We start from the raw sequence: 25,943 nt of genomic DNA, 5'->3' as shown, positions 1-25,943 counted from the left end.
GCTAGGGTGAAAGCAGATACACAAGGAGGCCCACCATGATGACCCTATCCGAAATCATGACCGAACACCCCTTCACTCTGGGTCCGTCAAACAGTGTCAAACAGGCGATGGACCTGATGCAGCAGGAGCGGATCCGCCACATTCCCATCGTCGACGAGCAGCACCACCTGCTGGGGCTGGTGACCCTTACCGATATCCTGGCCACCCGGGAATCCAAGCTGCTGCTCATCAGCCCGGAGCGGGAAGCCGAATTTACCGACAGCGTGCAACTCGACGAGATCATGACACGGCAAGTGGCGAGCGTAGATCCTCACGCCGGCATCAAGGAGGCGGCACTTTACCTGCAGCGGCACAGATATGGCTGCCTGCCGGTACTCAAAGGACGCAAGCTGATCGGCATTGTCACCGAGTCGGACTTCATTGCCGTGGCCATCAACCTGCTGGAATTGATGGAAGAGCAGGAACCACCTACCGACTTTTGACAGATCTGGATGTAATTAAATTACAATAAAAGCGTTTTCAGCCGTCGAAATAAGCTAAAATGATGAAACACTTTCATTTTGATTGAAAAATTACACCAAATACTTGCCTTGTGATCTGCGTCACACTATCATCCTCTCATGCAATAGTTGCCGAGGGGGAGACGAGGGATTGTGCACCCATTATCTTCCTCTCATATGTCTGCAAGTTTGCACACCCCGTAGTTAGTCTTTGCTGTAAAGCATTTGTTTATATAGCCATTCCTTGTTTGATGACCCGGCCCTGTCGTTGCGATAGCGCCGGGATTTTTTTATCTGCGCTTTTCGGCTTCCCCCTTACCAGCACCCCCCCATCGCTGCGAGCAGCGGTCTCAATCTCCTGCGCCACCTGTTTGCACCACCGTTTATCTCATCGCGTCATCGTGGCTCTGCACCCCCCTTCTTATGCCTTGAAAAGGCGATGTAGCGCACAGATATTGAACCACGACAAGGAGTTATCTCAGTAGGCCAGAGATATTCATGTTAGGTACAGCCATAGTGAGTTATCTAATAAATAGATTTAAGCGATTCAAAATTGCGGCTTTTATCGATTAGTGGAAGCCCCTATGATGAATCCATCGAAAGTTAAGCGCCTCGTCTGGCAAGACTCTTCAACACCAGACCGGCATATGTACATCACCAAGGAGCAATTACATGTCTACCTACATCAACACTGAAATCAAGCCGTTCAACGCTACCGCCTACCACAATGGTAAATTCGTTCAGGTGTCTGACGCTGACCTGAAAGGCAAGTGGTCCGTGGTCTTCTTCTACCCGGCTGACTTCACCTTCGTTTGCCCGACCGAGCTGGGCGACCTTGCTGACAACTACGCTGAATTCCAGAAGCTGGGCGTCGAGATCTACTCTGTCTCTACCGATACCCACTTCACTCACAAAGCATGGCACGACACTTCTGACACCATTCAGAAGATCCAGTACCCGATGATTGGTGACCCGACTGGCACCATCACCCGCAACTTCGGTGTGATGATCGAAGAAGCTGGTCTGGCTGACCGCGGTACCTTCGTGATTGACCCGCAGGGCATCATCCAGATCGTCGAGATCAACGCTGGCGGTATCGGCCGTGACGCACTGGAACTGCTGCGCAAAGTCAAAGCAGCCCAGTACGTTGCCTCCCACCCGGGTGAAGTGTGCCCGGCTAAATGGAAAGAAGGCGAAGCCACTCTGGCCCCGTCCTTGGACCTGGTAGGCAAGATCTAAGCCTCCCGCTTCCAAGACCGGCCCGCATAAGGGCCGGTTTTGTTTCCGGCCCCAAGCAAAGGCACCGGTCTGCTTTCCGGCTTACATCTCACGCCGACCCGCAATCACAAGAAGGAATTCGAAGATGTTGGATACCAACCTCAAACAACAGCTGAACACCTATCTGCAGTACATCGTCAATCCCATCGAGATCAGCGTGTCCGGCAACGACAGCGACAAATCTGCAGAGCTGCTGGCACTGGCCAGCGAGATCGCCGAGATGTCCCCCAAGATCACCCAGACCTCTGGCACTGCCGCTCGCAAGCCTTCCATGAGTGTCGCGCCGCAGGGCCAAGCCCCGCGCGTTCACTTTGCCGGCATCCCCATGGGTCATGAATTTACCTCTCTGGTGCTCGCCCTGCTGCAAAGCGGCGGCCACCCCTCCAAGGCCGATGCAGCCGTGCAGGAGCAGATCCGCAATCTCAAGGGTGAGTTCCACTTCGAGACCTATATCTCCCTCTCCTGCCACAACTGCCCGGACGTAGTACAGGCCCTCAACCTGATGGCGACCCTGAACCCCGGCATCACTCACACCATGATCGACGGCGCCCTGTTCCAGGAAGAGGTTGCCGAGCGTCAAATCATGGCGGTACCGAATGTCTACCTGAACGGCCAACCGTTCAGCCAGGGCCGTATCTCGCTGGAAGAGATCGTCGCCAAACTCGACACCGGTGCCGCCGAGCGCAAGGCTGCCGAGCTGAATGAGAAAGATCCCTACGATGTGCTGGTCGTGGGCGGTGGCCCGGCTGGCGCGGCAGCGGCCATCTATGCCGCTCGTAAAGGCATTCGCACCGCCATCGTTGCCGAACGTTTCGGTGGTCAGGTGATGGACACCGTCGGCATCGAGAACTTTATCTCCGTGCCCTACACCGAAGGCCCCAAGCTGGCCGCCAGCCTGGAGCAGCACGTCAAAGAGTACGGCGTTGAAGTGATCACCGAGCAGCGCGCCGCCGCCATCAGCAAAGATGGATATGTGAACGTGGATCTCGCCTCTGGCGCCACCTTGAAGAGCCGCGCCGTGATCCTGGCGACCGGTGCCCGCTGGCGTGATCTGAACGTACCGGGCGAGCTTGAGTACCGCACCAAGGGCGTGGCCTACTGCCCGCACTGCGATGGTCCCTTCTTCAAGGGCAAGCGAGTAGCTGTGATCGGTGGCGGTAACTCCGGCATCGAGGCAGCGATCGACTTGGCTGGCATCGTCGAGCATGTGACTGTGGTGGAGTTCGCCGACACCCTGCGTGCCGATGAAGTGCTGCAGAAGAAGGCTCGCTCCATGGGCAATATCGACATCATCATGAGCGCTCGCACCACCGAAGTGATCGGTGATGGCAGCAAGGTGGTCGGTATGGACTACGAAGATCGCACCACCGGTGAGATTAAACACCTGGCGGTGGCGGGGATCTTCGTCCAGATCGGCCTGGTACCGAACACCGAGTTCCTGAAAGGGAGCGAGATTGCCCTGACCCGCTTTGGCGAGATCGAGATCGATACCAAAGGGGCGACCTCCCTGCCCGGCGTCTACGCCGCAGGGGATGCCACCACGGTACCGTTCAAGCAGATCATCATCTCCATGGGTGCTGGCGCCACCGCCGCACTGGGTGCGTTTGATTACCTCATCCGCAACCCGGCTCCTGAAGCGACCCAGGCTGATGCTGTGACCGCCTGATAAACCCAGCGCAACAAAAAGCCGACGCTCGATTAAGTAAACACGAGCGTCGGCTTTTTTATATCTGCATCGATGCGCAATAAAAACCCCGCAGCAAATGGCGGGGTTGTTCATGACTGGACTTAAACGACGGGCATCACTCCAGCAAGAAAACAGCCTCGATATTATCACTTACCGTGATCTGCTGTTGTTGATAGCTGTTGTCCGCCATATCCGCCGCAGGTGCAGCCATCGCCATGGCCTGCACCACTTTCAGGTTGCGGCTGTAGGCGGTAATGGGCGAAGCATTGCGGTACTCCACACTGTAGACCTTGCCAAGCTTCATCCCGAACACCTTGGCCAGAGATTCAGCCTTGGTTTTGGCATCCTCAACGGCATTCAGACGGGCCTGCTCCTTGATGACCTGCGGCGATTTCAACCCGTACTCAATCTGGGATACGGACTCCAGCCCGGCTTTGAGTGCGGTATCCATCAGGGGGCTCAACTTGTCGAGCTGATAGAGCTTCACCGCCAATTGCCGCTGGGCACGGTATCCCAACAATACCGGCTTCTTGTTCTCGCCATACTGATATTCCGGAGAGACCATCAGGTTGCCAGCCTCAACATCGCTGCGCTTGATCCCCAACCCTTCCAGTTGGCTGAAAAAGGCTGCGACCTTGGTATCGACCTGCTGCTTGGCCTTGAGGCCCTGCTTATCCAGTGCACTCACCGCCACATTGAGGGTGAGCATATCGGGTTCGGTCTTCTGCTCGGCATAACCGCTCACCACCAGATGGGGCGCTTGCGGCACTTCAATCGCCAGCAGCGGAGCACTGACAACCAGAGCGGAAAGAGTAAGAAGGGGACGCCACATAGAAAAAAACCTCAATCGGAAAGATTGAGGCCATTATGCCCGTGCAGCTACGGGATTCATATATCGTGCAAGGGGGGGAGTTGATCCAGTATCTGATTGGTCAGATCGAGACTAATGGTGACCATGCTGCCGGGATCCTGGCTCTGGTTTGCCATATCCAGCGCAGGAGCCGCGCCACAGACCAACACCTCATCATCGAAATGGAACGAGTCCCACGACAGAACGTGTCCTTGCACCGCCTGTCCAATATTGGTGCCACCACTATCCTCCTCCATCGCAGACCAAGGGATGGTATCAGATGGTCCTAGCAAATCTTGCAACAACGGAGAGTGAAAACTGGCCAGCGGATACTCCTGCTGCCCCTGATGATGGCCAACCAGAATCATGTTATGAGCAGACTCGGTATCCATGACCGGCACATAAGTGATAGAGGCCGTAGCGAAGTCAACATAGAGCGAGCCCGCTACATCACCGGCCTCATTCTCAATCTCCATCCCATCCAGCCGATCCCCCGCGATCGAGGCCTGATAGCCAAACTGGCCTGCGCAGGTAATGTTCCCCTGCCCATCCCAGCTATAACGGATGCCATCAATGTCGACCCAGTTGAATGACTGCATGATTACCCCTCTCCTCTACTGCCGCTATCTTATCCATCCCCTTGAGGAAAAAACAGGGGCCAGGCAAGCCCGGCCCCAAGACAAGGTTACGGATCAACCTTCAAGTTACCGTCATCCAGCAACTTCTGAATAATCTGCAAGTCACTGTTACCCAGGGTCGTCAAGTCAATACTGTCAAATTTTATGACGTGGGTGGTTCCTCCATTCGTACCATCCAAATCAATAGTCAATGTTGATTTGTTTGTGCCTGGCCCATCACTACTGAAATTGAGGTACGCATCAAGCGAACCAGAGTTGGCATGTTCGCCAGTGAGCAGCTCGCTTATATCCAGTACATCTCCGCCAGTGCCGGTGGTGAAGTCTTTGATGACATCCACACCACCGATATCACCCGCCCCCCACTTAAAGGTGTCTTTACCGCCTCCACCTGTCAGGGTGTCGCCATCAGCACCACCAAGGAGCAAGTCATCGCCGCCACCACCGCTCAAGATGTCGCTTCCAACCAAACCGCTCAGTACGTTGGCATTGCCATCCCCCGTCAGACTGTCGTTGAACATGGAACCCACCAGATTTTCCATATTGCTCAGACTGTCAGTACCCGCACCACCGGTCGCCTGATTATTACCATTGACCTTAACAGTGACACCGGCCGTACTATCGATGTAACTGGCCGTGTCGTTGCCAGCACCACCGTTCAAGTTATCGTTGCCTGCACCGCCAACAAGAATGTCGTTGCCCTCGCCACCATTCAAAGCGTCGTTACCGGCACCGCCCAGCAGAATATCATTTCCAGCATTGCCGTTGAGCGTATCCGCCCCCGTCCCGCCGATGAGGATCTCGTCCAGATATCCTCCTGTGAGCGTTGCCCCGCTTTGAACATCCACGAAGACCTTGGCCGTATCTGTGGTCGAGCTATTGGTGTAGTTGAATGACCCTTCGTAGCTACTGGGGGTTGCGCTGCCAGAGGTATCATCGAACGTCACCGAACCCGCGTTATCTGTCACTGTTCCGCCAACGGCCCCAGAAACACCCGTAATAATCTGGGTCGCAGCCAGCGGCCCGGTATCATTGACAAGCAGTGCCCAATCCGGAACGGTTACAGGGTCCTGGTTGGTGATGATGAAATCATCACGCACCGCAGTGGGACCAACCGCTGGCCTGATAACGATGGCCAGGGTGCTGGACGCTGTGTCCCCGTCCTTATCGGTAACGCTATAGCCCACGACCTGGTTTATGCCCCCTGCCGGTATAGCAGACGGCGGAGTATAGGTATACGCCCCGTTGTCCATATCTACCTTGAGGGTGCCGCCAGCCAGCGCAATCATCCATTCGTTTGTTGATTGGTTAAAGGTCCCAACCGACGTATCGCCAGATGGGGTATCCGTGTTCTGGTTGTAGGTATACGTTATCCCCCCAACAGTAATGGAGCTGAGCCAGCCACCATCCGCCCCGGCACTGGCCACTATGCCATTGATTATTTGACCCGCCAGCGGTGGCGCCACAACGGTACTCAAAAGCGTAGCGGCCAATTGACTGAAATCAGTCACAACCACAGCGGTTGTATTCGCTGGGCTCGCGCCGCTGACACCATTGTAAGCGATGGGATCAAGTGCAGACTGGGTAGATCCCGAGCCCATCCCTAGCGCAAAGGAGTTAATATTGTTCGCTTTAAGGAAATCAGCCCAATCTTTGGTTTCTCCACTCAGTGTCGAGCCGTCACCATCAATGCCATTGCCACCACCAAGGGAGTTATCTCCATCCAGGACAGAAGCGGCTGAGCCACTCAATGCGTTCGCTGTAGGCTGACCATCTGACATAAAATAGGAGACATTTTGTGCGTTAATCTGCCTGCCTGTATCGCCAAAGGCCTTGATCGCCTCATTTAGAGCATCGTCATAGTTAGTACCACCTGATGGTTGCAGCCCCAATATGGTCGACTTGGCCACATCCACATTGACCCAGATACTGGTTGGGTTAGTAGCAGAGGATGCAAATGTGATGATATTGACCATAACGGTGCCATAGGCACTGTACTTGTCGAGCAACTCCAAGGCAGATTTTTGCATCACCTGCATCCGGGTCATGCCTTGATAGCCCGATGGATCACCCATACTGCCGGAAATATCGAGGATCAACATCAGGTTGGTATTTTGCACCTGAGTGGCCTGACCCGTGTTAGTTGCTACCGATGCAATCGGCCCATCGTCGTTGAAACGTACCTGACCCGAAATATCTGCTGTCGCACTCTGCACGGTGTCGTTGTCACCGTCTTTCAGGGTGACCGTGACCCCCAACGAACTGGCTGCCAGTGCAACGGATTCGTCGTAGCTGTTGTAGCTATTTCCTGCCACGGCTTCCGCCGGGTGATCCAGCGACAGGTATTGCTCTACCGTCATCACGCCCGTCGCACTGTCTATCTGGATAGCAAACGCCGCCTGGCCAGCAAAGGCTCCGCCCACCACCTGGCCGACCACCACCCCGTTGTCCAGTTGCACCAGGGTTATGGCCGAACCGTCGGTCAGCGCCAGGCCCGAAGTGGCATTACTCACCACCAGGTTGTACACCTTGCTGCCTGCCACCGCCGCGCCATCCGCCCCGTAGGCTTCGGTTGTCAATGTCACAACGGCGCCATTACTGCTGGCCTTGCTGATATACCCAGCCCCACTCACATCCGGATCGTTACCTTTCACCACCGCTCCGGTATCAAGGGTGGCGGTACCGCTGGCACCACTCTCATCAAGCCCCGCCACCGCACTGCTGTTGACGCTGATAGCAACGCGCGGACCATCGTCGTTGAAACGTACCTGACCCGAAATATCTGCTGTCGCACTCTGCACGGTGTCGTTGTCACCGTCTTTCAGGGTGACCGTGACCCCCAACGAACTGGCTGCCAGTGCAACGGATTCGTCGTAGCTGTTGTAGCTATTTCCTGCCACGGCTTCCGCCGGGTGATCCAGCGACAGGTATTGCTCTACCGTCATCACGCCCGTCGCACTGTCTATCTGGATAGCAAACGCCGCCTGGCCAGCAAAGGCTCCGCCCACCACCTGGCCGACCACCACCCCGTTGTCCAGTTGCACCAGGGTTATGGCCGAACCGTCGGTCAGCGCCAGGCCCGAAGTGGCATTACTCACCACCAGGTTGTACACCTTGCTGCCTGCCACCGCCGCGCCATCCGCCCCGTAGGCTTCGGTTGTCAATGTCACAACGGCGCCATTACTGCTGGCCTTGCTGATATACCCAGCCCCACTCACATCCGGATCGTTACCTTTCACCACCGCTCCGGTATCAAGGGTGGCGGTACCGCTGGCACCACTCTCATCAAGCCCCGCCACCGCACTGCTGTTGACGCTGATAGCCACGCGCGGACCATCGTCGTTGAAACGTACCTGACCCGAAATATCTGCTGTCGTACTCTGCACGGTGTCGTTGTCACCGTCTTTCAGGGTGACCGTGACCCCCAACGAACTGGCTGCCAGTGCAACGGATTCGTCGTAGCTGTTGTAGCTATTTCCTGCCACGGCTTCCGCCGGGTGATCCAGCGACAGGTATTGCTCTACCGTCATCACGCCCGTCGCACTGTCTATCTGGATAGCAAACGCCGCCTGGCCAGCAAAGGCTCCGCCCACCACCTGGCCGACCACCACCCCGTTGTCCAGTTGCACCAGGGTTATGGCCGAACCGTCGGTCAGCGCCAGGCCCGAAGTGGCATTACTCACCACCAGGTTGTACACCTTGCTGCCTGCCACCGCCGCGCCATCCGCCCCGTAGGCTTCGGTTGTCAATGTCACAACGGCGCCATTACTGCTGGCCTTGCTGATATACCCAGCCCCACTCACATCCGGATCGTTACCTTTCACCACCGCTCCGGTATCAAGGGTGGCGGTACCGCTGGCACCACTCTCATCAAGCCCCGCCACCGCACTGCTGTTGACGCTGATAGCCACGCGCGGACCATCGTCGTTGAAACGTACCTGACCCGAAATATCTGCTGTCGTACTCTGCACGGTGTCGTTGTCACCGTCTTTCAGGGTGACCGTGACCCCCAACGAACTGGCTGCCAGTGCAACGGATTCGTCGTAGCTGTTGTAGCTATTTCCTGCCACGGCTTCCGCCGGGTGATCCAGCGACAGGTATTGCTCTACCGTCATCACGCCCGTCGCACTGTCTATCTGGATAGCAAACGCCGCCTGGCCAGCAAAGGCTCCGCCCACCACCTGGCCGACCACCACCCCGTTGTCCAGTTGCACCAGGGTTATGGCCGAACCGTCGGTCAGCGCCAGGCCCGAAGTGGCATTACTCACCACCAGGTTGTACACCTTGCTGCCTGCCACCGCCGCGCCATCCGCCCCGTAGGCTTCGGTTGTCAATGTCACAACGGCGCCATTACTGCTGGCCTTGCTGATATACCCAGCCCCACTCACATCCGGATCGTTACCTTTCACCACCGCTCCGGTATCAAGGGTGGCGGTACCGCTGGCACCACTCTCATCAAGCCCCGCCACCGCACTGCTGTTGACGCTGATAGCCACGCGCGGACCATCGTCGTTGAAACGTACCTGACCCGAAATATCTGCTGTCGTACTCTGCACGGTGTCGTTGTCACCGTCTTTCAGGGTGACCGTGACCCCCAACGAACTGGCTGCCAGTGCAACGGATTCGTCGTAGCTGTTGTAGCTATTTCCTGCCACGGCTTCCGCCGGGTGATCCAGCGACAGGTATTGCTCTACCGTCATCACGCCCGTCGCACTGTCTATCTGGATAGCAAACGCCGCCTGGCCAGCAAAGGCTCCGCCCACCACCTGGCCGACCACCACCCCGTTGTCCAGTTGCACCAGGGTTATGGCCGAACCGTCGGTCAGCGCCAGGCCCGAAGTGGCATTACTCACCACCAGGTTGTACACCTTGCTGCCTGCCACCGCCGCGCCATCCGCCCCGTAGGCTTCGGTTGTCAATGTCACAACGGCGCCATTACTGCTGGCCTTGCTGATATACCCAGCCCCACTCACATCCGGATCGTTACCTTTCACCACCGCTCCGGTATCAAGGGTGGCGGTACCGCTGGCACCACTCTCATCAAGCCCCGCCACCGCACTGCTGTTGACGCTGATAGCCACGCGCGGACCATCGTCGTTGAAACGTACCTGACCCGAAATATCTGCTGTCGCACTCTGCACGGTGTCGTTGTCACCGTCTTTCAGGGTGACCGTGACCCCCAACGAACTGGCTGCCAGTGCAACGGATTCGTCGTAGCTGTTGTAGCTATTTCCTGCCACGGCTTCCGCCGGGTGATCCAGCGACAGGTATTGCTCTACCGTCATCACGCCCGTCGCACTGTCTATCTGGATAGCAAACGCCGCCTGGCCAGCAAAGGCTCCGCCCACCACCTGGCCGACCACCACCCCGTTGTCCAGTTGCACCAGGGTTATGGCCGAACCGTCGGTCAGCGCCAGGCCCGAAGTGGCATTACTCACCACCAGGTTGTACACCTTGCTGCCTGCCACCGCCGCGCCATCCGCCCCGTAGGCTTCGGTTGTCAATGTCACAACGGCGCCATTACTGCTGGCCTTGCTGATATACCCAGCCCCACTCACATCCGGATCGTTACCTTTCACCACCGCTCCGGTATCAAGGGTGGCGGTACCGCTGGCACCACTCTCATCAAGCCCCGCCACCGCACTGCTGTTGACGCTGATAGCAACGCGCGGACCATCGTCGTTGAAACGTACCTGACCCGAAATATCTGCTGTCGCACTCTGCACGGTGTCGTTGTCACCGTCTTTCAGGGTGACCGTGACCCCCAACGAACTGGCTGCCAGTGCAACGGATTCGTCGTAGCTGTTGTAGCTATTTCCTGCCACGGCTTCCGCCGGGTGATCCAGCGACAGGTATTGCTCTACCGTCATCACGCCCGTCGCACTGTCTATCTGGATAGCAAACGCCGCCTGGCCAGCAAAGGCTCCGCCCACCACCTGGCCGACCACCACCCCGTTGTCCAGTTGCACCAGGGTTATGGCCGAACCGTCGGTCAGCGCCAGGCCCGAAGTGGCATTACTCACCACCAGGTTGTACACCTTGCTGCCTGCCACCGCCGCGCCATCCGCCCCGTAGGCTTCGGTTGTCAATGTCACAACGGCGCCATTACTGCTGGCCTTGCTGATATACCCAGCCCCACTCACATCCGGATCGTTACCTTTCACCACCGCTCCGGTATCAAGGGTGGCGGTACCGCTGGCACCACTCTCATCAAGCCCCGCCACCGCACTGCTGTTGACGCTGATAGCCACGCGCGGACCATCGTCGTTGAAACGTACCTGACCCGAAATATCTGCTGTCGTACTCTGCACGGTGTCGTTGTCACCGTCTTTCAGGGTGACCGTGACCCCCAACGAACTGGCTGCCAGTGCAACGGATTCGTCGTAGCTGTTGTAGCTATTTCCTGCCACGGCTTCCGCCGGGTGATCCAGCGACAGGTATTGCTCTACCGTCATCACGCCCGTCGCACTGTCTATCTGGATAGCAAACGCCGCCTGGCCAGCAAAGGCTCCGCCCACCACCTGGCCGACCACCACCCCGTTGTCCAGTTGCACCAGGGTTATGGCCGAACCGTCGGTCAGCGCCAGGCCCGAAGTGGCATTACTCACCACCAGGTTGTACACCTTGCTGCCTGCCACCGCCGCGCCATCCGCCCCGTAGGCTTCGGTTGTCAATGTCACAACGGCGCCATTACTGCTGGCCTTGCTGATATACCCAGCCCCACTCACATCCGGATCGTTACCTTTCACCACCGCTCCGGTATCAAGGGTGGCGGTACCGCTGGCACCACTCTCATCAAGCCCCGCCACCGCACTGCTGTTGACGCTGATAGCCACGCGCGGACCATCGTCGTTGAAACGTACCTGACCCGAAATATCTGCTGTCGTACTCTGCACGGTGTCGTTGTCACCGTCTTTCAGGGTGACCGTGACCCCCAACGAACTGGCTGCCAGTGCAACGGATTCGTCGTAGCTGTTGTAGCTATTTCCTGCCACGGCTTCCGCCGGGTGATCCAGCGACAGGTATTGCTCTACCGTCATCACGCCCGTCGCACTGTCTATCTGGATAGCAAACGCCGCCTGGCCAGCAAAGGCTCCGCCCACCACCTGGCCGACCACCACCCCGTTGTCCAGTTGCACCAGGGTTATGGCCGAACCGTCGGTCAGCGCCAGGCCCGAAGTGGCATTACTCACCACCAGGTTGTACACCTTGCTGCCTGCCACCGCCGCGCCATCCGCCCCGTAGGCTTCGGTTGTCAATGTCACAACGGCGCCATTACTGCTGGCCTTGCTGATATACCCAGCCCCACTCACATCCGGATCGTTACCTTTCACCACCGCTCCGGTATCAAGGGTGGCGGTACCGCTGGCACCACTCTCATCAAGCCCCGCCACCGCACTGCTGTTGACGCTGATAGCCACGCGCGGACCATCGTCGTTGAAACGTACCTGACCCGAAATATCTGCTGTCGTACTCTGCACGGTGTCGTTGTCACCGTCTTTCAGGGTGACCGTGACCCCCAACGAACTGGCTGCCAGTGCAACGGATTCGTCGTAGCTGTTGTAGCTATTTCCTGCCACGGCTTCCGCCGGGTGATCCAGCGACAGGTATTGCTCTACCGTCATCACGCCCGTCGCACTGTCTATCTGGATAGCAAACGCCGCCTGGCCAGCAAAGGCTCCGCCCACCACCTGGCCGACCACCACCCCGTTGTCCAGTTGCACCAGGGTTATGGCCGAACCGTCGGTCAGCGCCAGGCCCGAAGTGGCATTACTCACCACCAGGTTGTACACCTTGCTGCCTGCCACCGCCGCGCCATCCGCCCCGTAGGCTTCGGTTGTCAATGTCACAACGGCGCCATTACTGCTGGCCTTGCTGATATACCCAGCCCCACTCACATCCGGATCGTTACCTTTCACCACCGCTCCGGTATCAAGGGTGGCGGTACCGCTGGCACCACTCTCATCAAGCCCCGCCACCGCACTGCTGTTGACGCTGATAGCCACGCGCGGACCATCGTCGTTGAAACGTACCTGACCCGAAATATCTGCTGTCGTACTCTGCACGGTGTCGTTGTCACCGTCTTTCAGGGTGACCGTGACCCCCAACGAACTGGCTGCCAGTGCAACGGATTCGTCGTAGCTGTTGTAGCTATTTCCTGCCACGGCTTCCGCCGGGTGATCCAGCGACAGGTATTGCTCTACCGTCATCACGCCCGTCGCACTGTCTATCTGGATAGCAAACGCCGCCTGGCCAGCAAAGGCTCCGCCCACCACCTGGCCGACCACCACCCCGTTGTCCAGTTGCACCAGGGTTATGGCCGAACCGTCGGTCAGCGCCAGGCCCGAAGTGGCATTACTCACCACCAGGTTGTACACCTTGCTGCCTGCCACCGCCGCGCCATCCGCCCCGTAGGCTTCGGTTGTCAATGTCACAACGGCGCCATTACTGCTGGCCTTGCTGATATACCCAGCCCCACTCACATCCGGATCGTTACCTTTCACCACCGCTCCGGTATCAAGGGTGGCGGTACCGCTGGCACCACTCTCATCAAGCCCCGCCACCGCACTGCTGTTGACGCTGATAGCCACGCGCGGACCATCGTCGTTGAAACGTACCTGACCCGAAATATCTGCTGTCGTACTCTGCACGGTGTCGTTGTCACCGTCTTTCAGGGTGACCGTGACCCCCAACGAACTGGCTGCCAGTGCAACGGATTCGTCGTAGCTGTTGTAGCTATTTCCTGCCACGGCTTCCGCCGGGTGATCCAGCGACAGGTATTGCTCTACCGTCATCACGCCCGTCGCACTGTCTATCTGGATAGCAAACGCCGCCTGGCCAGCAAAGGCTCCGCCCACCACCTGGCCGACCACCACCCCGTTGTCCAGTTGCACCAGGGTTATGGCCGAACCGTCGGTCAGCGCCAGGCCCGAAGTGGCATTACTCACCACCAGGTTGTACACCTTGCTGCCTGCCACCGCCGCGCCATCCGCCCCGTAGGCTTCGGTTGTCAATGTCACAACGGCGCCATTACTGCTGGCCTTGCTGATATACCCAGCCCCACTCACATCCGGATCGTTACCTTTCACCACCGCTCCGGTATCAAGGGTGGCGGTACCGCTGGCACCACTCTCATCAAGCCCCGCCACCGCACTGCTGTTGACGCTGATAGCCACGCGCGGACCATCGTCGTTGAAACGTACCTGACCCGAAATATCTGCTGTCGCACTCTGCACGGTGTCGTTGTCACCGTCTTTCAGGGTGACCGTGACCCCCAACGAACTGGCTGCCAGTGCAACGGATTCGTCGTAGCTGTTGTAGCTATTTCCTGCCACGGCTTCCGCCGGGTGATCCAGCGACAGGTATTGCTCTACCGTCATCACGCCCGTCGCACTGTCTATCTGGATAGCAAACGCCGCCTGGCCAGCAAAGGCTCCGCCCACCACCTGGCCGACCACCACCCCGTTGTCCAGTTGCACCAGGGTTATGGCCGAACCGTCGGTCAGCGCCAGGCCCGAAGTGGCATTACTCACCACCAGGTTGTACACCTTGCTGCCTGCCACCGCCGCGCCATCCGCCCCGTAGGCTTCGGTTGTCAATGTCACAACGGCGCCATTACTGCTGGCCTTGCTGATATACCCAGCCCCACTCACATCCGGATCGTTACCTTTCACCACCGCTCCGGTATCAAGGGTGGCGGTACCGCTGGCACCACTCTCATCAAGCCCCGCCACCGCACTGCTGTTGACGCTGATAGCCACGCGCGGACCATCGTCGTTGAAACGTACCTGACCCGAAATATCTGCTGTCGTACTCTGCACGGTGTCGTTGTCACCGTCTTTCAGGGTGACCGTGACCCCCAACGAACTGGCTGCCAGTGCAACGGATTCGTCGTAGCTGTTGTAGCTATTTCCTGCCACGGCTTCCGCCGGGTGATCCAGCGACAGGTATTGCTCTACCGTCATCACGCCCGTCGCACTGTCTATCTGGATAGCAAACGCCGCCTGGCCAGCAAAGGCTCCGCCCACCACCTGGCCGACCACCACCCCGTTGTCCAGTTGCACCAGGGTTATGGCCGAACCGTCGGTCAGCGCCAGGCCCGAAGTGGCATTACTCACCACCAGGTTGTACACCTTGCTGCCTGCCACCGCCGCGCCATCCGCCCCGTAGGCTTCGGTTGTCAATGTCACAACGGCGCCATTACTGCTGGCCTTGCTGATATACCCAGCCCCACTCACATCCGGATCGTTACCTTTCACCACCGCTCCGGTATCAAGGGTGGCGGTACCGCTGGCACCACTCTCATCAAGCCCCGCCACCGCACTGCTGTTGACGCTGATAGCCACGCGCGGACCATCGTCGTTGAAACGTACCTGACCCGAAATATCTGCTGTCGCACTCTGCACGGTGTCGTTGTCACCGTCTTTCAGGGTGACCGTGACCCCCAACGAACTGGCTGCCAGTGCAACGGATTCGTCGTAGCTGTTGTAGCTATTTCCTGCCACGGCTTCCGCCGGGTGATCCAGCGACAGGTATTGCTCTACCGTCATCACGCCCGTCGCACTGTCTATCTGGATAGCAAACGCCGCCTGGCCAGCAAAGGCTCCGCCCACCACCTGGCCGACCACCACCCCGTTGTCCAGTTGCACCAGGGTTATGGCCGAACCGTCGGTCAGCGCCAGGCCCGAAGTGGCATTACTCACCACCAGGTTGTACACCTTGCTGCCTGCCACCGCCGCGCCATCCGCCCCGTAGGCTTCGGTTGTCAATGTCACAACGGCGCCATTACTGCTGGCCTTGCTGATATACCCAGCCCCACTCACATCCGGATCGTTACCTTTCACCACCGCTCCGGTATCAAGGGTGGCGGTACCGCTGGCACCACTCTCATCAAGCCCCGCCACCGCACTGCTGTTGACGCTGATAGCCACGCGTGGCACATCATCTTCCACCTTGATGGCAAAGCTCCCCGCCGGGAAGCTATCTGTAAGCTGATCTCCGTCACCATCGGTGGCGGTCAGTACGCCAGAGAAGTCGATCCCCACGCCAGTCAGTTGTTCGCCGTCATCACCATCCGCTGTCGGATGGTCCAGCGGACCACTCAGGGTAAAGCTATAGCTACCGTCTGTCCCTACGGTCAGGGTAAAGACCGGCACACCGCCTGCACTGGCGGTCAACACATTACCCACCACGCTGTAGCTGAGCGCTACACCGCCGCTGCTCAGACCCTGCCCCACCAGACTGCTGACATCACTGCCCAGACCAAAGCTGCCTACCCCATCGGCACCAAAGTTGACCAAGCTATTGAGGGTACCGGCCGCACCGCTGGCGCTCACACTCTGACCCGCCCCTTCGCTATTACCGCTGGTCAGCGCATCTTCATGGACCAAACTGCGCACAGATAGTTCTTCCCCATCAACCAGAGTTGGTATGTCATCCAAAATGGCGACATCAAGGGTATCGCTAGCCGTATCACCATCACTATCGATCAGCACAACGCTGAAGCTTTCGCTCAGGGAGGTGTCATTGACGGGTCTTGTATGGTCTCCATTATCACCAAGGGTATAGCTGTAACTGACTTGCCCTTCACCGGTCACCGGGTTGTAGGTCACCGCTGAGATAGTCAGTACATTTCCTAACGGGCTGATAATGGATTGTGGAAACGATGCGCCTAACTGGCCATTGGTGATTAATGTAACGCCAGCCAAGGTCAAACTCTGGACGCCGTCAGGAGCATTGAAGGTAAACACTCCACTTTGAGTCAGATCTGCTGCGTTGGGAGCCGAACCATCCGCTAAATTGGTATCGCTGACTTGTACCTCCCCCCCTTCCCGAGCCAGCCCAGCAAGATCTACTTCTTCATCTACCGGGGTAATGGAGACAACGAATGTCGATGTCACTGTGTCCTGGCCATCAGTTACCTGATAGTTCACCGGGGGAACTGCGCCATCATAGTTAGGAGCCGGAGTAAAGGTATAGCTCCCATCCGGATTGATGATCAGCGTGCCCACTCCGGTAATGGTGGCAGCAACACCGGCAGGGACTCCGATATTGATACCCCAGTCATATGAAACGATAGAGGCATCAGCGGGTCCATCTGGATTGGTACTATTGTCGAGCAAATTCCCACTGACCTGAGTGTCTTCCAGGGTTACGGCGGTTTCGCCCAAATCATCAAGCTGATTTTCAAGTATCAAATCTTCGGCCTGATTTTCATTGATGACAGCGGCCGTATCGTAGGTGGTATCAAACCCTGCAGCCGCTATCGTGGCATCGCCAGTTCGATCAATTGTGACGAAACCACCATTACCACTGGCCCCCGCAACCCCACCAATACCACCACCACCACCGGCCGCTGGAGCCCCACCAGCAGCAGAAGCCTCAAAGTTTTGAGTCGGGTCAACACCCTGCAGAATCGATTCTTGCAATGCGGCAATATCTGAAGGTGCGCCTTCCTGGCTGGCCGCCACTTGCGGTTGAGCAGGTTCAGCGGACTCGGAACCGGCCGGAACATCCGATGCTGGAGTATCGTCATAAGGGGAAAGAGCCAGCTTGGCGTCATCCGCTATGGTCAATTTTGCTCCGGGTTGGAGAATTTCCCCTTTTTGCAGAGGGCGGCTGCTTCCATCAGCCAGCACAATCTCCACATTGCCTTCTATAGCTGAGACAACCACGGACTTGTCGATGATTTGGGTACGCATATCCATTGCTCCAAGGTGACAGATCTTGATGTCTACACCGTAGAAGGAGATAGCGCGCTGTTCCGTTGCAAAAAAGCGTACGTTCGAGAGGAATTCAACAAATGGATGGAAAAAAATCGAAGAGTTGGAATTTCTTAATACAAATCAGAACCCTAGACACAGCCCCATTCAAGACCGACCTTGAGTTGGTTATAGAAAAATGGCGAAAAGAGAAGTGACTGGTATAAAAAAGGCCCCTATCGGGGCCATTTCCAGCATTTAATTCAAGACAATGGGAAGGCGGGATGAACAAATCCCTGGTAACCATCGATATGCAACTTGGAAAGCAGTTCCACTTGATGTTGATCTTCGACGCGGGTTGCAATGGTGGTCACACCGGCATTATGTGCGGCGCGACACACTGCAGCCAGGAATGAGGTGTCAGCCCCCGGCTCCATGACCTGACTGGTATAACCGTGATCAACCTTGACATAAGCCGGCGACAACTCCTCCAGATAGCCCAGAGACTGGAAGTGACGACCATAGTGGTCAACCCCCCACTGGAAGCCATGAGCTTGCAAGGTGCCCACCAACGCAGCCACGTTGTCTTTATGTTTCATGATGGCAGCTTCAGGTATTTCAAATAACAACCGCTCTTTCAGCTCAACATGCTCGGTCAGGTAACGCGTCAGCCAGGTTAAAAATTCATCCGAGCAGAGCGAGCCAGCAGTGATGTTGATCGCCAGTACCAGATCAAAGTGTTTTTGCAGTAATGGAACGCAAGCATCAAGCACCGCCTGGTCAAACTCGCCACCCAATTTGAACTGTTCAATCGCGGGCAAGAACTGACCGGCAAAATAATCTGTGCCATCCCGAGAGATAGAAGCAAACAGCTCGGCATGCAACCTTGCTCCATTATCAAACCGGCAAGCTGGTTGTGCTTTGAAGCGCCAAAGTTGTCGTGAAATGGCATCTTGTACCAGATCTCGCCAGGCCAAACGCCCCATCAAACCTTGCTCGGTACCCCCTTCCATCACCACAGCACCGCGGCGTTCATTGCGCGCCTTGCCAAGCGCATTATCGGCTTTGGTCAACAAGGCAGAGAGATCATCATTGCCATCACGACCAGCAATACCAATGACGGAGAGCGCATCCCCTTCGCCCATTGGATTCACCACCAGATCGGCAATGCGGCTATTAATCACTTCAGCCAACTCTTTTAGCTGAGTCAGATCGTCAGTTGGACAGAGCAGCGCATATTCCGTCGCGGAGATCCGTGCCAAGGCTGCGCCATCCCACCCTTTAAATTGCTCTTTCAAAGCCTGTGCTATCGATTTGACCATGTTGTCACGGGCAGCAAAGCCTTCATCGCGATAGATATCATCCAGCATGTCGACCGCAACCAGCATGACACCACCTTGACCAGCCTCCGCTATCCATGCGTTTACCTGACCCACAAAATAGGCTCGGTTGCCAAGCCCTGACACGGCATCGACATAAACCCGCTCACGCAATTTCTCGGCCTCATCGGCTTGCTCTTTGAACTGCAACGCCAACTTGCTTGAGAGGGTGTTGATCGCCTGAACGACCTGCTTCAATTCATGGGTTTTAGGCTCCGGGATCGTATGACCGAAATGGTGCAGCTCAATCTCGACGGCTTGATCACAGATCTGTTTGAGTGGCTTGAGCAAGTAGTTGAGTGCTCTCATCAACAAAATTGTGGTGATCAAAAAGCCGACCAGAAACCAGCTCGCCAGCTCACTCATCCCACGCCACAACTCGTAATAAGCCTGGCCGGGGTGACCCACTACTTTTAATTTTCCAAGCTGCAACCAGCCAGACGTCAGAATTGACTCGTTAGATACCTCAGGAAACAGTCCCAATTTCACAAACCACTGTGGCACCCCCTGAATATTGTTGGTATTTTCCTGCTCGATGACATCCTTTGATGCCAGCAGATCAAGGCGAACTAGTCGATAATAGCCACCATCAAAAATGGCCTGGATCACCGACTCGGCACCAACCTTGTCACCGTTTTCCAGATAGGGGGTGAGCGCAAGCCCCAGTGAGGTTGCCGTATTGATGACCGTTGTTTCCTGTTGCTGCGCCAGATAAGTGCGGGTTGAATTGAATTGCACCCAGTATGTGGCCGCAAATAACAATCCAAACAGCAGCAGCATGGTGGCTAATAACTGTCGATAGAGCGTCATAGGTTAATCATCCAAATTCACCACTGGCCGAGCCAATCGCCCCGAGGTCATGCGATTGCGTAAATCATTCCATAATCCCAAGCGGGATGATTGACCAGCCAGTTCCCCTTGGCCTCGTGCCTTCATCAACCACAAGTGACTACCGTTAAAACTGTAAATAGGCACCAGATCACGCCGCTGTGTGGCTGGGCGAATCGAGCCTATCAAATTATCCAAAATAACCGGAACGGAAGAGGGTGTCTCATAATATGCCACCACCATGTGGAACTGGTTGTAATCAAGAGCCTTAACGTACACCATCCGCATTTTATCATCCGGGATCCCAAGCTCGAGCAGCGTAGAGTATTTGGCGATACTGAAATCTTCACAGTCTCCCCCAGCGGCTCCCAAAAATTCTAGCGGGGTTGCCCAATAATCCTTTTTGCGCCACAACTTGATATCGTCAATAAAACGCATCCGATTGAAAAAATTATTTACCCGCTCAAGCTTTTTTTCTTCGCTCAGGGCCCTGCCCTTCGTCTCCATGACCAGCATACGCCAACTGGTTACACGCTTGCCGGCTCTGGCGCCATAGGTCTGCTCCGCCCGTTTGATCAAGTTGAGATCTTCCTGTGGCAGAGGCTGACTGGCACAGAGCAGAAGTGAGAAGGGTAACAGCAGGATCCATAAGGAGTGGTGCAAAGCGCGTAGCGATCGGTATCTCCATTCATTGAGAAGATAACACCATCTGCTACCGGTACCACGCTGGAGTGTCACGTCATATTCCTGCTGCATTATTACTGCTGCACTCCTCAAAGCTCGTACAACAACCTGCGTTAGCCAAACATGGTGACTGCCAGCAGCAGTCACCATGTTGGCGTTCATGATCCCTGCGGGATCATGAACAAACGGTTATTGCCTGGCCTGCCATTCAGCGGGTTGTTTGACGCTAAATGCATTGAGCAGACTGCCTGTCGCGTTGAGAATGCGATAGTCCGCCAGCAGTGCATCATACTCAGCGGTGATATAGCTGCGACGCGCCTCGAACAGTTCGTTCTCGGTGTTCAATACGTCCAGCAATGTCCGTTGACCCAAACCAAACTGCTTCTTGTACGCCTGTACGGTGTCATAGCTGGCGTCAACATGCTCTTTCAGGAAGGTCTTTTGCTTGGCCAGCGACTCTTTCGCGTTCCAGGCCAGACGAGTGCCTTCCTCAACCTGGCGGAACGCATTCAAATGAATGTCTTTCGCCTGAGAGTAGAGCGCCGATGTTGCATTGCTTTCTGCCACATCAGAACCGCCACGGAACAGGTTGTAACGCATCCGCACCATGGCGGTCAGATCATCGTTGCGCCCTTTGACCGCATCGATATCCTCATTCCAGTTCTGATCGACCTCGAATGTTACATTGGGGTAGAAACCGGATTTGGCACCTTCATGTTGATACTTGGCCGCTTCAATATCCTGCAGTGAAGAGAGCAGGGTCGGGTGGACTTCGGTCGCCGTTTTCAGCGCACTATCGAGGCTGGTCGGGATAAGCTCGGTATTGGGAACCGGCTGTACCAGATCTTTTGGTACCTCGTTCACGACACGAATAAATTCACTCTCTGCGTCGCGATAGTTGTTTTCAGCAGCGGCCTGATTTGAATAGGCCCGGGCAACACGACCTTCTATCTGGGTCTGATCCGCAGTAGAGCCAAGCCCTGAATCAGTCCGCTTGCTGATATCGCTGCGGATTTGTTCGTGGGTTTCCAGGTTTTGTTTGGAAAGCTCCAGGATCTCCTGCTGACGCAGCATATTGAGGTAGACCTCAGCTACTCGCAGCGCGGTATTTTCAGCTTCGGAGATCATCGCCAGACGCTGGGCATTGGCTTCAGCTTCAGTTCGGGAGACGTTGTTGCTGACATCAAAGCCATCAAACAACATTTGCCGCAGGCTGAGTCCAGCCTCTTTGCGAGTCATGGAATCATCAATATTGCTGTTGGCGCTGGCAGCGCGGGTAGAAGGGCTGTCAGTTTTTTCATAGCCTACGCCGCCACGCAGGTCGATCGTAGGATAATAGCCACCCTTGGCTCCATCATGCTGATAGAGTCGTGCCTGATACAGATCAAACGCCTCCTTTATCTTGGGATGCGTAGCAAGTGTCTGTGCCACCGACTCTTCCAGAGTCTGAGCCTGACCCAAACTCGGGATCAGGATGCAGCCACTGACCAGCATGGCAACAATCGTTTTTTTCATGTTATCTCCAGTCATGTTTTGTTTTTAGATTGTTGGCTTATCGTTCTCTCAGTGCCGACTGCTTTGCCCGTAAAATCGGCTTAAGCAAATAGTCTAGGACACTTTTTTTACCAGTAATGATATCAGCACTGGCTAACATACCGGGGATGATGGGAAGTGCGTTAAGCTCATCGCCCAAGTAACTCTTCTCTGTTCGAACCCGAACCAGATAAAAGGAGTTCCCCTCCTCATCCTGGATCGAATCCGCACTTATCTGTTCAACCTTGCCATGCAATCCTCCATAGATTGTAAAGTCGTAGGCAGTAATTTTGACGATGGCATCCAGCCCCGGTCGCAGGAAGGCGATATCTTTCGGTGACACCTTGGCTTCTACCAGCAAGGTATCCTCCAGCGGCACAATCTCCATCAAATCCATGCCGGGCTGAACCACGCCGCCCAGGGTGTTGATCTTGAGTTTCTTGATGGTGCCCTTGAGCGGAGCAATCACGCTGGTCCGGTCAACCCTGTCTCGCAAGCCAACCTGCCCTTCTGACAACTGGCCAAGCCGCCCCTGCTTCTCATTCAGTTCAGTCTGGGAGTCTGCTCTGAACTTCAGCGCAATATCATTACGTTTGGAGATGGTCTCACGCAGTACCGAATTGAGTTTTGGGATCAGCAGACGGTTGCTCTCCAGCTCCCCCTGCATCTCGTTGACCTGCCGCTCCAGCTTAATTAGCTCCACTTGAGGCACTATACCCTCTTTCGCCAGCGGACGGCTAATATTCAGTTCCTGTCTGGCCAGATCCACACTGCGATTCACGGTGCGAATTTTGGCATTAAGTTCAATCAGCTCCTGCTCTTTCTGTTCGATTTGCTGACCAAGAATATAAAGCTGGTTCTTCAGGTTATTGAGGCGATCCCGCTGTACAGAGCGCTCACGGTGTGCGTATTCGGCAAAAACAGTTTCATAACCATCGGGAAACTGGATTGGCGCTTCACCTACCACGACCTGTTCACGCCACCCCAGTGCCGGGTCGTTTTTCACCTCGACGCTGGCCATCTCGGCGCGCAGACGGGCCACATCCCCCTTGAGGGTGACGACCTCTTGCTCCCGTTCTCTAAAGTCGGAGCGGAAACGGGTGTCATCAATACGCAGCAGCGGCTGCCCCTTTTCGACGATGTCCCCCTCTTTGACGAAGATCTCTTTGACGATCCCCCCTTCCAGGTTCTGGATCACCTGCAGCTGACGGGACGGAATAACTTTGCCCTGACCCACGGTGACTTCATCCAGTTCGGCCCAGGCCGCCCAGACGATGGCACTCATGAAAAAGAGGAAACAGCACCATAGCAGGATACGAGCTCCGGTCGGCGTGGTCAGCAGTACAGCTGCCGCGCCGTCATCGACAAACTCCAGATGCTCGGGTGCTGGCAATACCTCGCCGGAAGGCGTCTTTTTGCTGCGCTTGAACCAGTCCATGAGCCCCTTAACCATGGGACACCTCCTGCACGCGCACCTTGCCTTCCTTCAACTGCTGCAACACCACCTCTTTGGGGCCATCAGCAACGATCTGCCCCTGCTCGATAACGATCACTCGCGATGCCACATCCAGCATCGAGGTTTTGTGAGTGATGAGGATCAATGTGGTTTCCGGGCCCAGTCTGGCAAGCTCCTGTTTGACCTGCATCTCGGACTGGTTGTCCATGTTGGAGGTCGGCTCATCCATCACCAGAATGGGGGGGTCATTGAGCAGGGCGCGAGCCAGCAGGATCGACTGACGCTGGCCACCGGAAAGCTGACGGCCACCCTCACCTATCTGCCGATCCAGCCCGTTGGGATCCCTGTTGGTAAAGTTGGTGACACCCGCCCGCTTGGCGGCGCGCAAGACTCTCACATCATCCACCAGCGGATTACCCAGCATGATGTTGTCCCGCACCGAGCCAAAGAAAAGAATGACATCTTGCGGGACACAACCAATATTGCGGCGGATTACCGCAGGTGGCAGTTGATCGAGTTCAAAACCGTCGATACGTACCGAGCCATCGGTCGGTCGATACAACCCCATCAACAGCTTCTCGAGGGTCGTTTTACCCGCCCCAATCCGGCCGATAATCGCCACCTTTTCGCCCGGCTGAATGCGCAAATTGATATTGTGCAGAGTGCTGGTTTCCATGCCGGGATATTTGAAGGAGACATTTTCAAATTCAATTCGACCGGCAATCACCGGATGATGGATATATTGCTTGCCTTCCTCCTGCTCTCCCGGGGTTTGCATGATTTTTTCCAGAATATCCAGTGCTGACTTGGCCTGGTTATAACGGGTCGACAACACGGAGAGTTGCACCATAGGTGCAATGGCGCGACTGGAGAGCATCACGGCGGCAATCATGCCCCCCATGGTGACCAAACCTTCGGAGATCTGGTAAACACCGACAATCACCAGACCGACCGTCACCACCTGCTGGATATAACTGGCCAACGAGGACATGGAGTTGGTAATGCGGCGGGTCTGTACGCCCCAGGTGGAAATATGGGAGACGGCCTGTTCCCAGCGATGCTGGAACATGCTCTCGGCGCCGAAAATCTTGACGGTTTCCAGCCCGGAAATACTTTCAATCAGGTTGGCGTTCTTCTGGGACGCAAGGCGTGACCCCTCTTCGATGGACTGCTTGAGGGGCTCTTGAATATAGAAGCTGTAGGCGATGAGGATCAGCATGGCGACGATGGGAACCACCACCATTACGCCTGCAAACATCCAGATAATAAAAAGGAAGAAGACGGCAAAGGGCAGATCGATAAGAGTAGAAACCGTTGCGGAGGTGAAAAACTCCCGCACCGATTCAAATTCCTGCAGATGTTTTGCGAACGCGCCAGTGGAAGCGGGACGAGACTCCATCCTCATGCCCATCACCTTGGCGAAAATCTTGGCGGACAGTAGCACATCAGACTTTTTGCCAGCGATATCGATAAAGTAACTGCGCAACTGCCGCATCACAAAATCAAAGGTAAAGACCACCATGGCCCCGACCGCCAGCACCCAGAGTGAATCAAACGCCAGATTGGGCACAATCTTGTCATAGACGTTCATGGTGAAAAGAGGGCTGGCGATGGCAAACAGGTTGATCAGAATGGAGGCGATCAGCACATCGCGATAGATGCCGCTGGATTCGAACAAGGTGCTCCAGAACCAGTGTCCATCACGGGTTTCAAGCACCTTGGGCGAGCGTTCGTCAAACTTGAACTGCTTCTTTACATAGAAGAGGCGCCCCAGATACTCATCACCCAACTGGGCTGCGGTCAGCCATTGCGCGGCATCACCGGCCTGCGGGAAAATCACTTTCCCCTGGCTGCGATCTTCATTCCACTCCAGCAAAATGCAGGCGCCACCACTGCGCATCTGCAATACACAAGGCAGCAGCAAGGGAGAGATATCAGCCAGTGGCTGTATCACTTCACGGGCGGATAACCCGCCCCGCTCGGCAGCACGGCAAAAGAGTGCGGTTGTCAGGCGTCCGGAGACCAGTGGCAACCCGGTCGTCAGGGCATCCTGGCTGTTGGGCACACCATAAAAACGGGTCAAGAAGACCAGACACTCCAATAACTCATCAATACGACTTGTTTCTGCTTGCATAGCATCCTGTCACTGCATAAATGAGGTAGATAAGAACGTTCATCGCTCATATTTCCCTGCTATAGCCACGCTAAAACCGAGTGGCCTTCCCGCTGATGAGACTGATCAGGGGATAAACCTGTCCAGATAGATCGTGACACTCATCGCCAATTTCCCGGCACAGCAGCAATGGCGGCATGATTCGTTATTGGTAAAAATAATCGGCTCATCAACACCATGCTAACACTGCAATCAGGGTGAATGTCGGAGTTAATTGATAATGACATTTATTATGGCGC

General features: G+C 56.0%; 11 protein-coding genes. 3 read left to right on the top strand and 8 right to left on the bottom strand.

Going from position 1 to position 25,943, the window contains the following annotated elements; genetic code table 11:
• The first annotated feature begins 35 nt into the window (after positions 1–35).
• The 3 genes from ACTG2T_RS18025 to ahpF all read left to right on the top strand — a co-directional run bounded on the left by ACTG2T_RS18025 (position 36) and on the right by ahpF (position 3,444).
• Complete coding sequence (locus ACTG2T_RS18025) at positions 36–482, top strand: CBS domain-containing protein (protein ID WP_013723842.1); 447 nt, start codon at positions 36–38, stop codon at positions 480–482.
• Positions 483–1,172: 690 nt separating this feature from the next.
• Complete coding sequence (gene ahpC, locus ACTG2T_RS18020) at positions 1,173–1,739, top strand: alkyl hydroperoxide reductase subunit C (protein ID WP_005337335.1); 567 nt, start codon at positions 1,173–1,175, stop codon at positions 1,737–1,739.
• 124 nt (positions 1,740–1,863) lie between these two features.
• Entirely contained in the window at positions 1,864–3,444 is a 1,581-nt protein-coding gene (gene ahpF, locus ACTG2T_RS18015; RefSeq protein ID WP_064339974.1) for an alkyl hydroperoxide reductase subunit F, read from the top strand.
• A gap of 136 nt (positions 3,445–3,580) precedes the next feature.
• Here the strand turns inward: ahpF and ACTG2T_RS18010 are convergent, their stop codons facing one another.
• The 8 genes from ACTG2T_RS18010 to ACTG2T_RS17975 form a co-directional block, all read right to left on the bottom strand.
• Positions 3,581–4,297: an SIMPL domain-containing protein gene (locus ACTG2T_RS18010; RefSeq protein WP_330124514.1), complete on the bottom strand. Its 717-nt coding sequence runs from the start codon at positions 4,295–4,297 to the stop codon at positions 3,581–3,583.
• A gap of 56 nt (positions 4,298–4,353) precedes the next feature.
• Entirely contained in the window at positions 4,354–4,914 is a 561-nt protein-coding gene (locus ACTG2T_RS18005; protein ID WP_005337339.1) for a hypothetical protein, read from the bottom strand.
• Positions 4,915–5,000: 86 nt separating this feature from the next.
• Positions 5,001–17,651 carry a DUF5801 repeats-in-toxin domain-containing protein gene (locus tag ACTG2T_RS18000; protein WP_439973805.1) on the bottom strand — a complete coding sequence of 4,217 codons (12,651 nt, stop codon included), beginning with the start codon at positions 17,649–17,651 and terminating at the stop codon, positions 5,001–5,003.
• Between the two features lie 263 nt (positions 17,652–17,914).
• Positions 17,915–19,840: an EAL domain-containing protein gene (locus ACTG2T_RS17995; RefSeq protein WP_330125577.1), complete on the bottom strand. Its 1,926-nt coding sequence runs from the start codon at positions 19,838–19,840 to the stop codon at positions 17,915–17,917.
• 3 nt (positions 19,841–19,843) lie between these two features.
• Positions 19,844–20,596 (bottom strand): transglutaminase-like cysteine peptidase, encoded by a 753-nt coding sequence (locus ACTG2T_RS17990; protein ID WP_204420651.1) that lies wholly within the window; start codon positions 20,594–20,596, stop codon positions 19,844–19,846.
• A gap of 135 nt (positions 20,597–20,731) precedes the next feature.
• Positions 20,732–22,057, bottom strand: coding sequence for a TolC family outer membrane protein (locus ACTG2T_RS17985; RefSeq protein WP_005359768.1), 1,326 nt, complete (start codon positions 22,055–22,057; stop codon positions 20,732–20,734).
• A 37-nt stretch (positions 22,058–22,094) separates the two neighbouring features.
• The gene (locus tag ACTG2T_RS17980; RefSeq protein WP_005350982.1) at positions 22,095–23,528 is read right to left on the bottom strand and encodes an HlyD family type I secretion periplasmic adaptor subunit; all 1,434 of its coding nucleotides are present in this window, start codon (positions 23,526–23,528) and stop codon (positions 22,095–22,097) included.
• Positions 23,521–25,665 carry a type I secretion system permease/ATPase gene (locus ACTG2T_RS17975; protein WP_127006445.1) on the bottom strand — a complete coding sequence of 715 codons (2,145 nt, stop codon included), beginning with the start codon at positions 25,663–25,665 and terminating at the stop codon, positions 23,521–23,523. The genes ACTG2T_RS17980 and ACTG2T_RS17975 overlap by 8 nt, the downstream gene beginning before the upstream one ends.
• Between the last annotated feature and the right edge of the window lie 278 nt (positions 25,666–25,943).

The sequence above is a fragment of the Aeromonas sp. 75A genome, from assembly GCF_051919425.1.
Classification (GTDB): Bacteria; Pseudomonadota; Gammaproteobacteria; order Enterobacterales; family Aeromonadaceae; genus Aeromonas; species Aeromonas veronii.
The sequence above is the reverse complement of the archived record's forward strand: the minus strand, read 5'-3'. Positions and strand labels throughout refer to the sequence as shown.

Coding starts and splice junctions, on each gene's coding strand:
- ACTG2T_RS18025 (WP_013723842.1), top strand. CDS start 36: ATGATGACCCTATCCGAAATCATGACCGAACACCCCTTCACTCTGGGT.
- ahpC (WP_005337335.1), top strand. CDS start 1,173: ATGTCTACCTACATCAACACTGAAATCAAGCCGTTCAACGCTACCGCC.
- ahpF (WP_064339974.1), top strand. CDS start 1,864: ATGTTGGATACCAACCTCAAACAACAGCTGAACACCTATCTGCAGTAC.
- ACTG2T_RS18010 (WP_330124514.1), bottom strand. CDS start 4,297: ATGTGGCGTCCCCTTCTTACTCTTTCCGCTCTGGTTGTCAGTGCTCCG.
- ACTG2T_RS18005 (WP_005337339.1), bottom strand. CDS start 4,914: ATGCAGTCATTCAACTGGGTCGACATTGATGGCATCCGTTATAGCTGG.
- ACTG2T_RS18000 (WP_439973805.1), bottom strand. CDS start 17,651: ATGCGTACCCAAATCATCGACAAGTCCGTGGTTGTCTCAGCTATAGAA.
- ACTG2T_RS17995 (WP_330125577.1), bottom strand. CDS start 19,840: ATGACGCTCTATCGACAGTTATTAGCCACCATGCTGCTGCTGTTTGGA.
- ACTG2T_RS17985 (WP_005359768.1), bottom strand. CDS start 22,057: ATGAAAAAAACGATTGTTGCCATGCTGGTCAGTGGCTGCATCCTGATC.
- ACTG2T_RS17980 (WP_005350982.1), bottom strand. CDS start 23,528: ATGGTTAAGGGGCTCATGGACTGGTTCAAGCGCAGCAAAAAGACGCCT.
- ACTG2T_RS17975 (WP_127006445.1), bottom strand. CDS start 25,665: ATGCAAGCAGAAACAAGTCGTATTGATGAGTTATTGGAGTGTCTGGTC.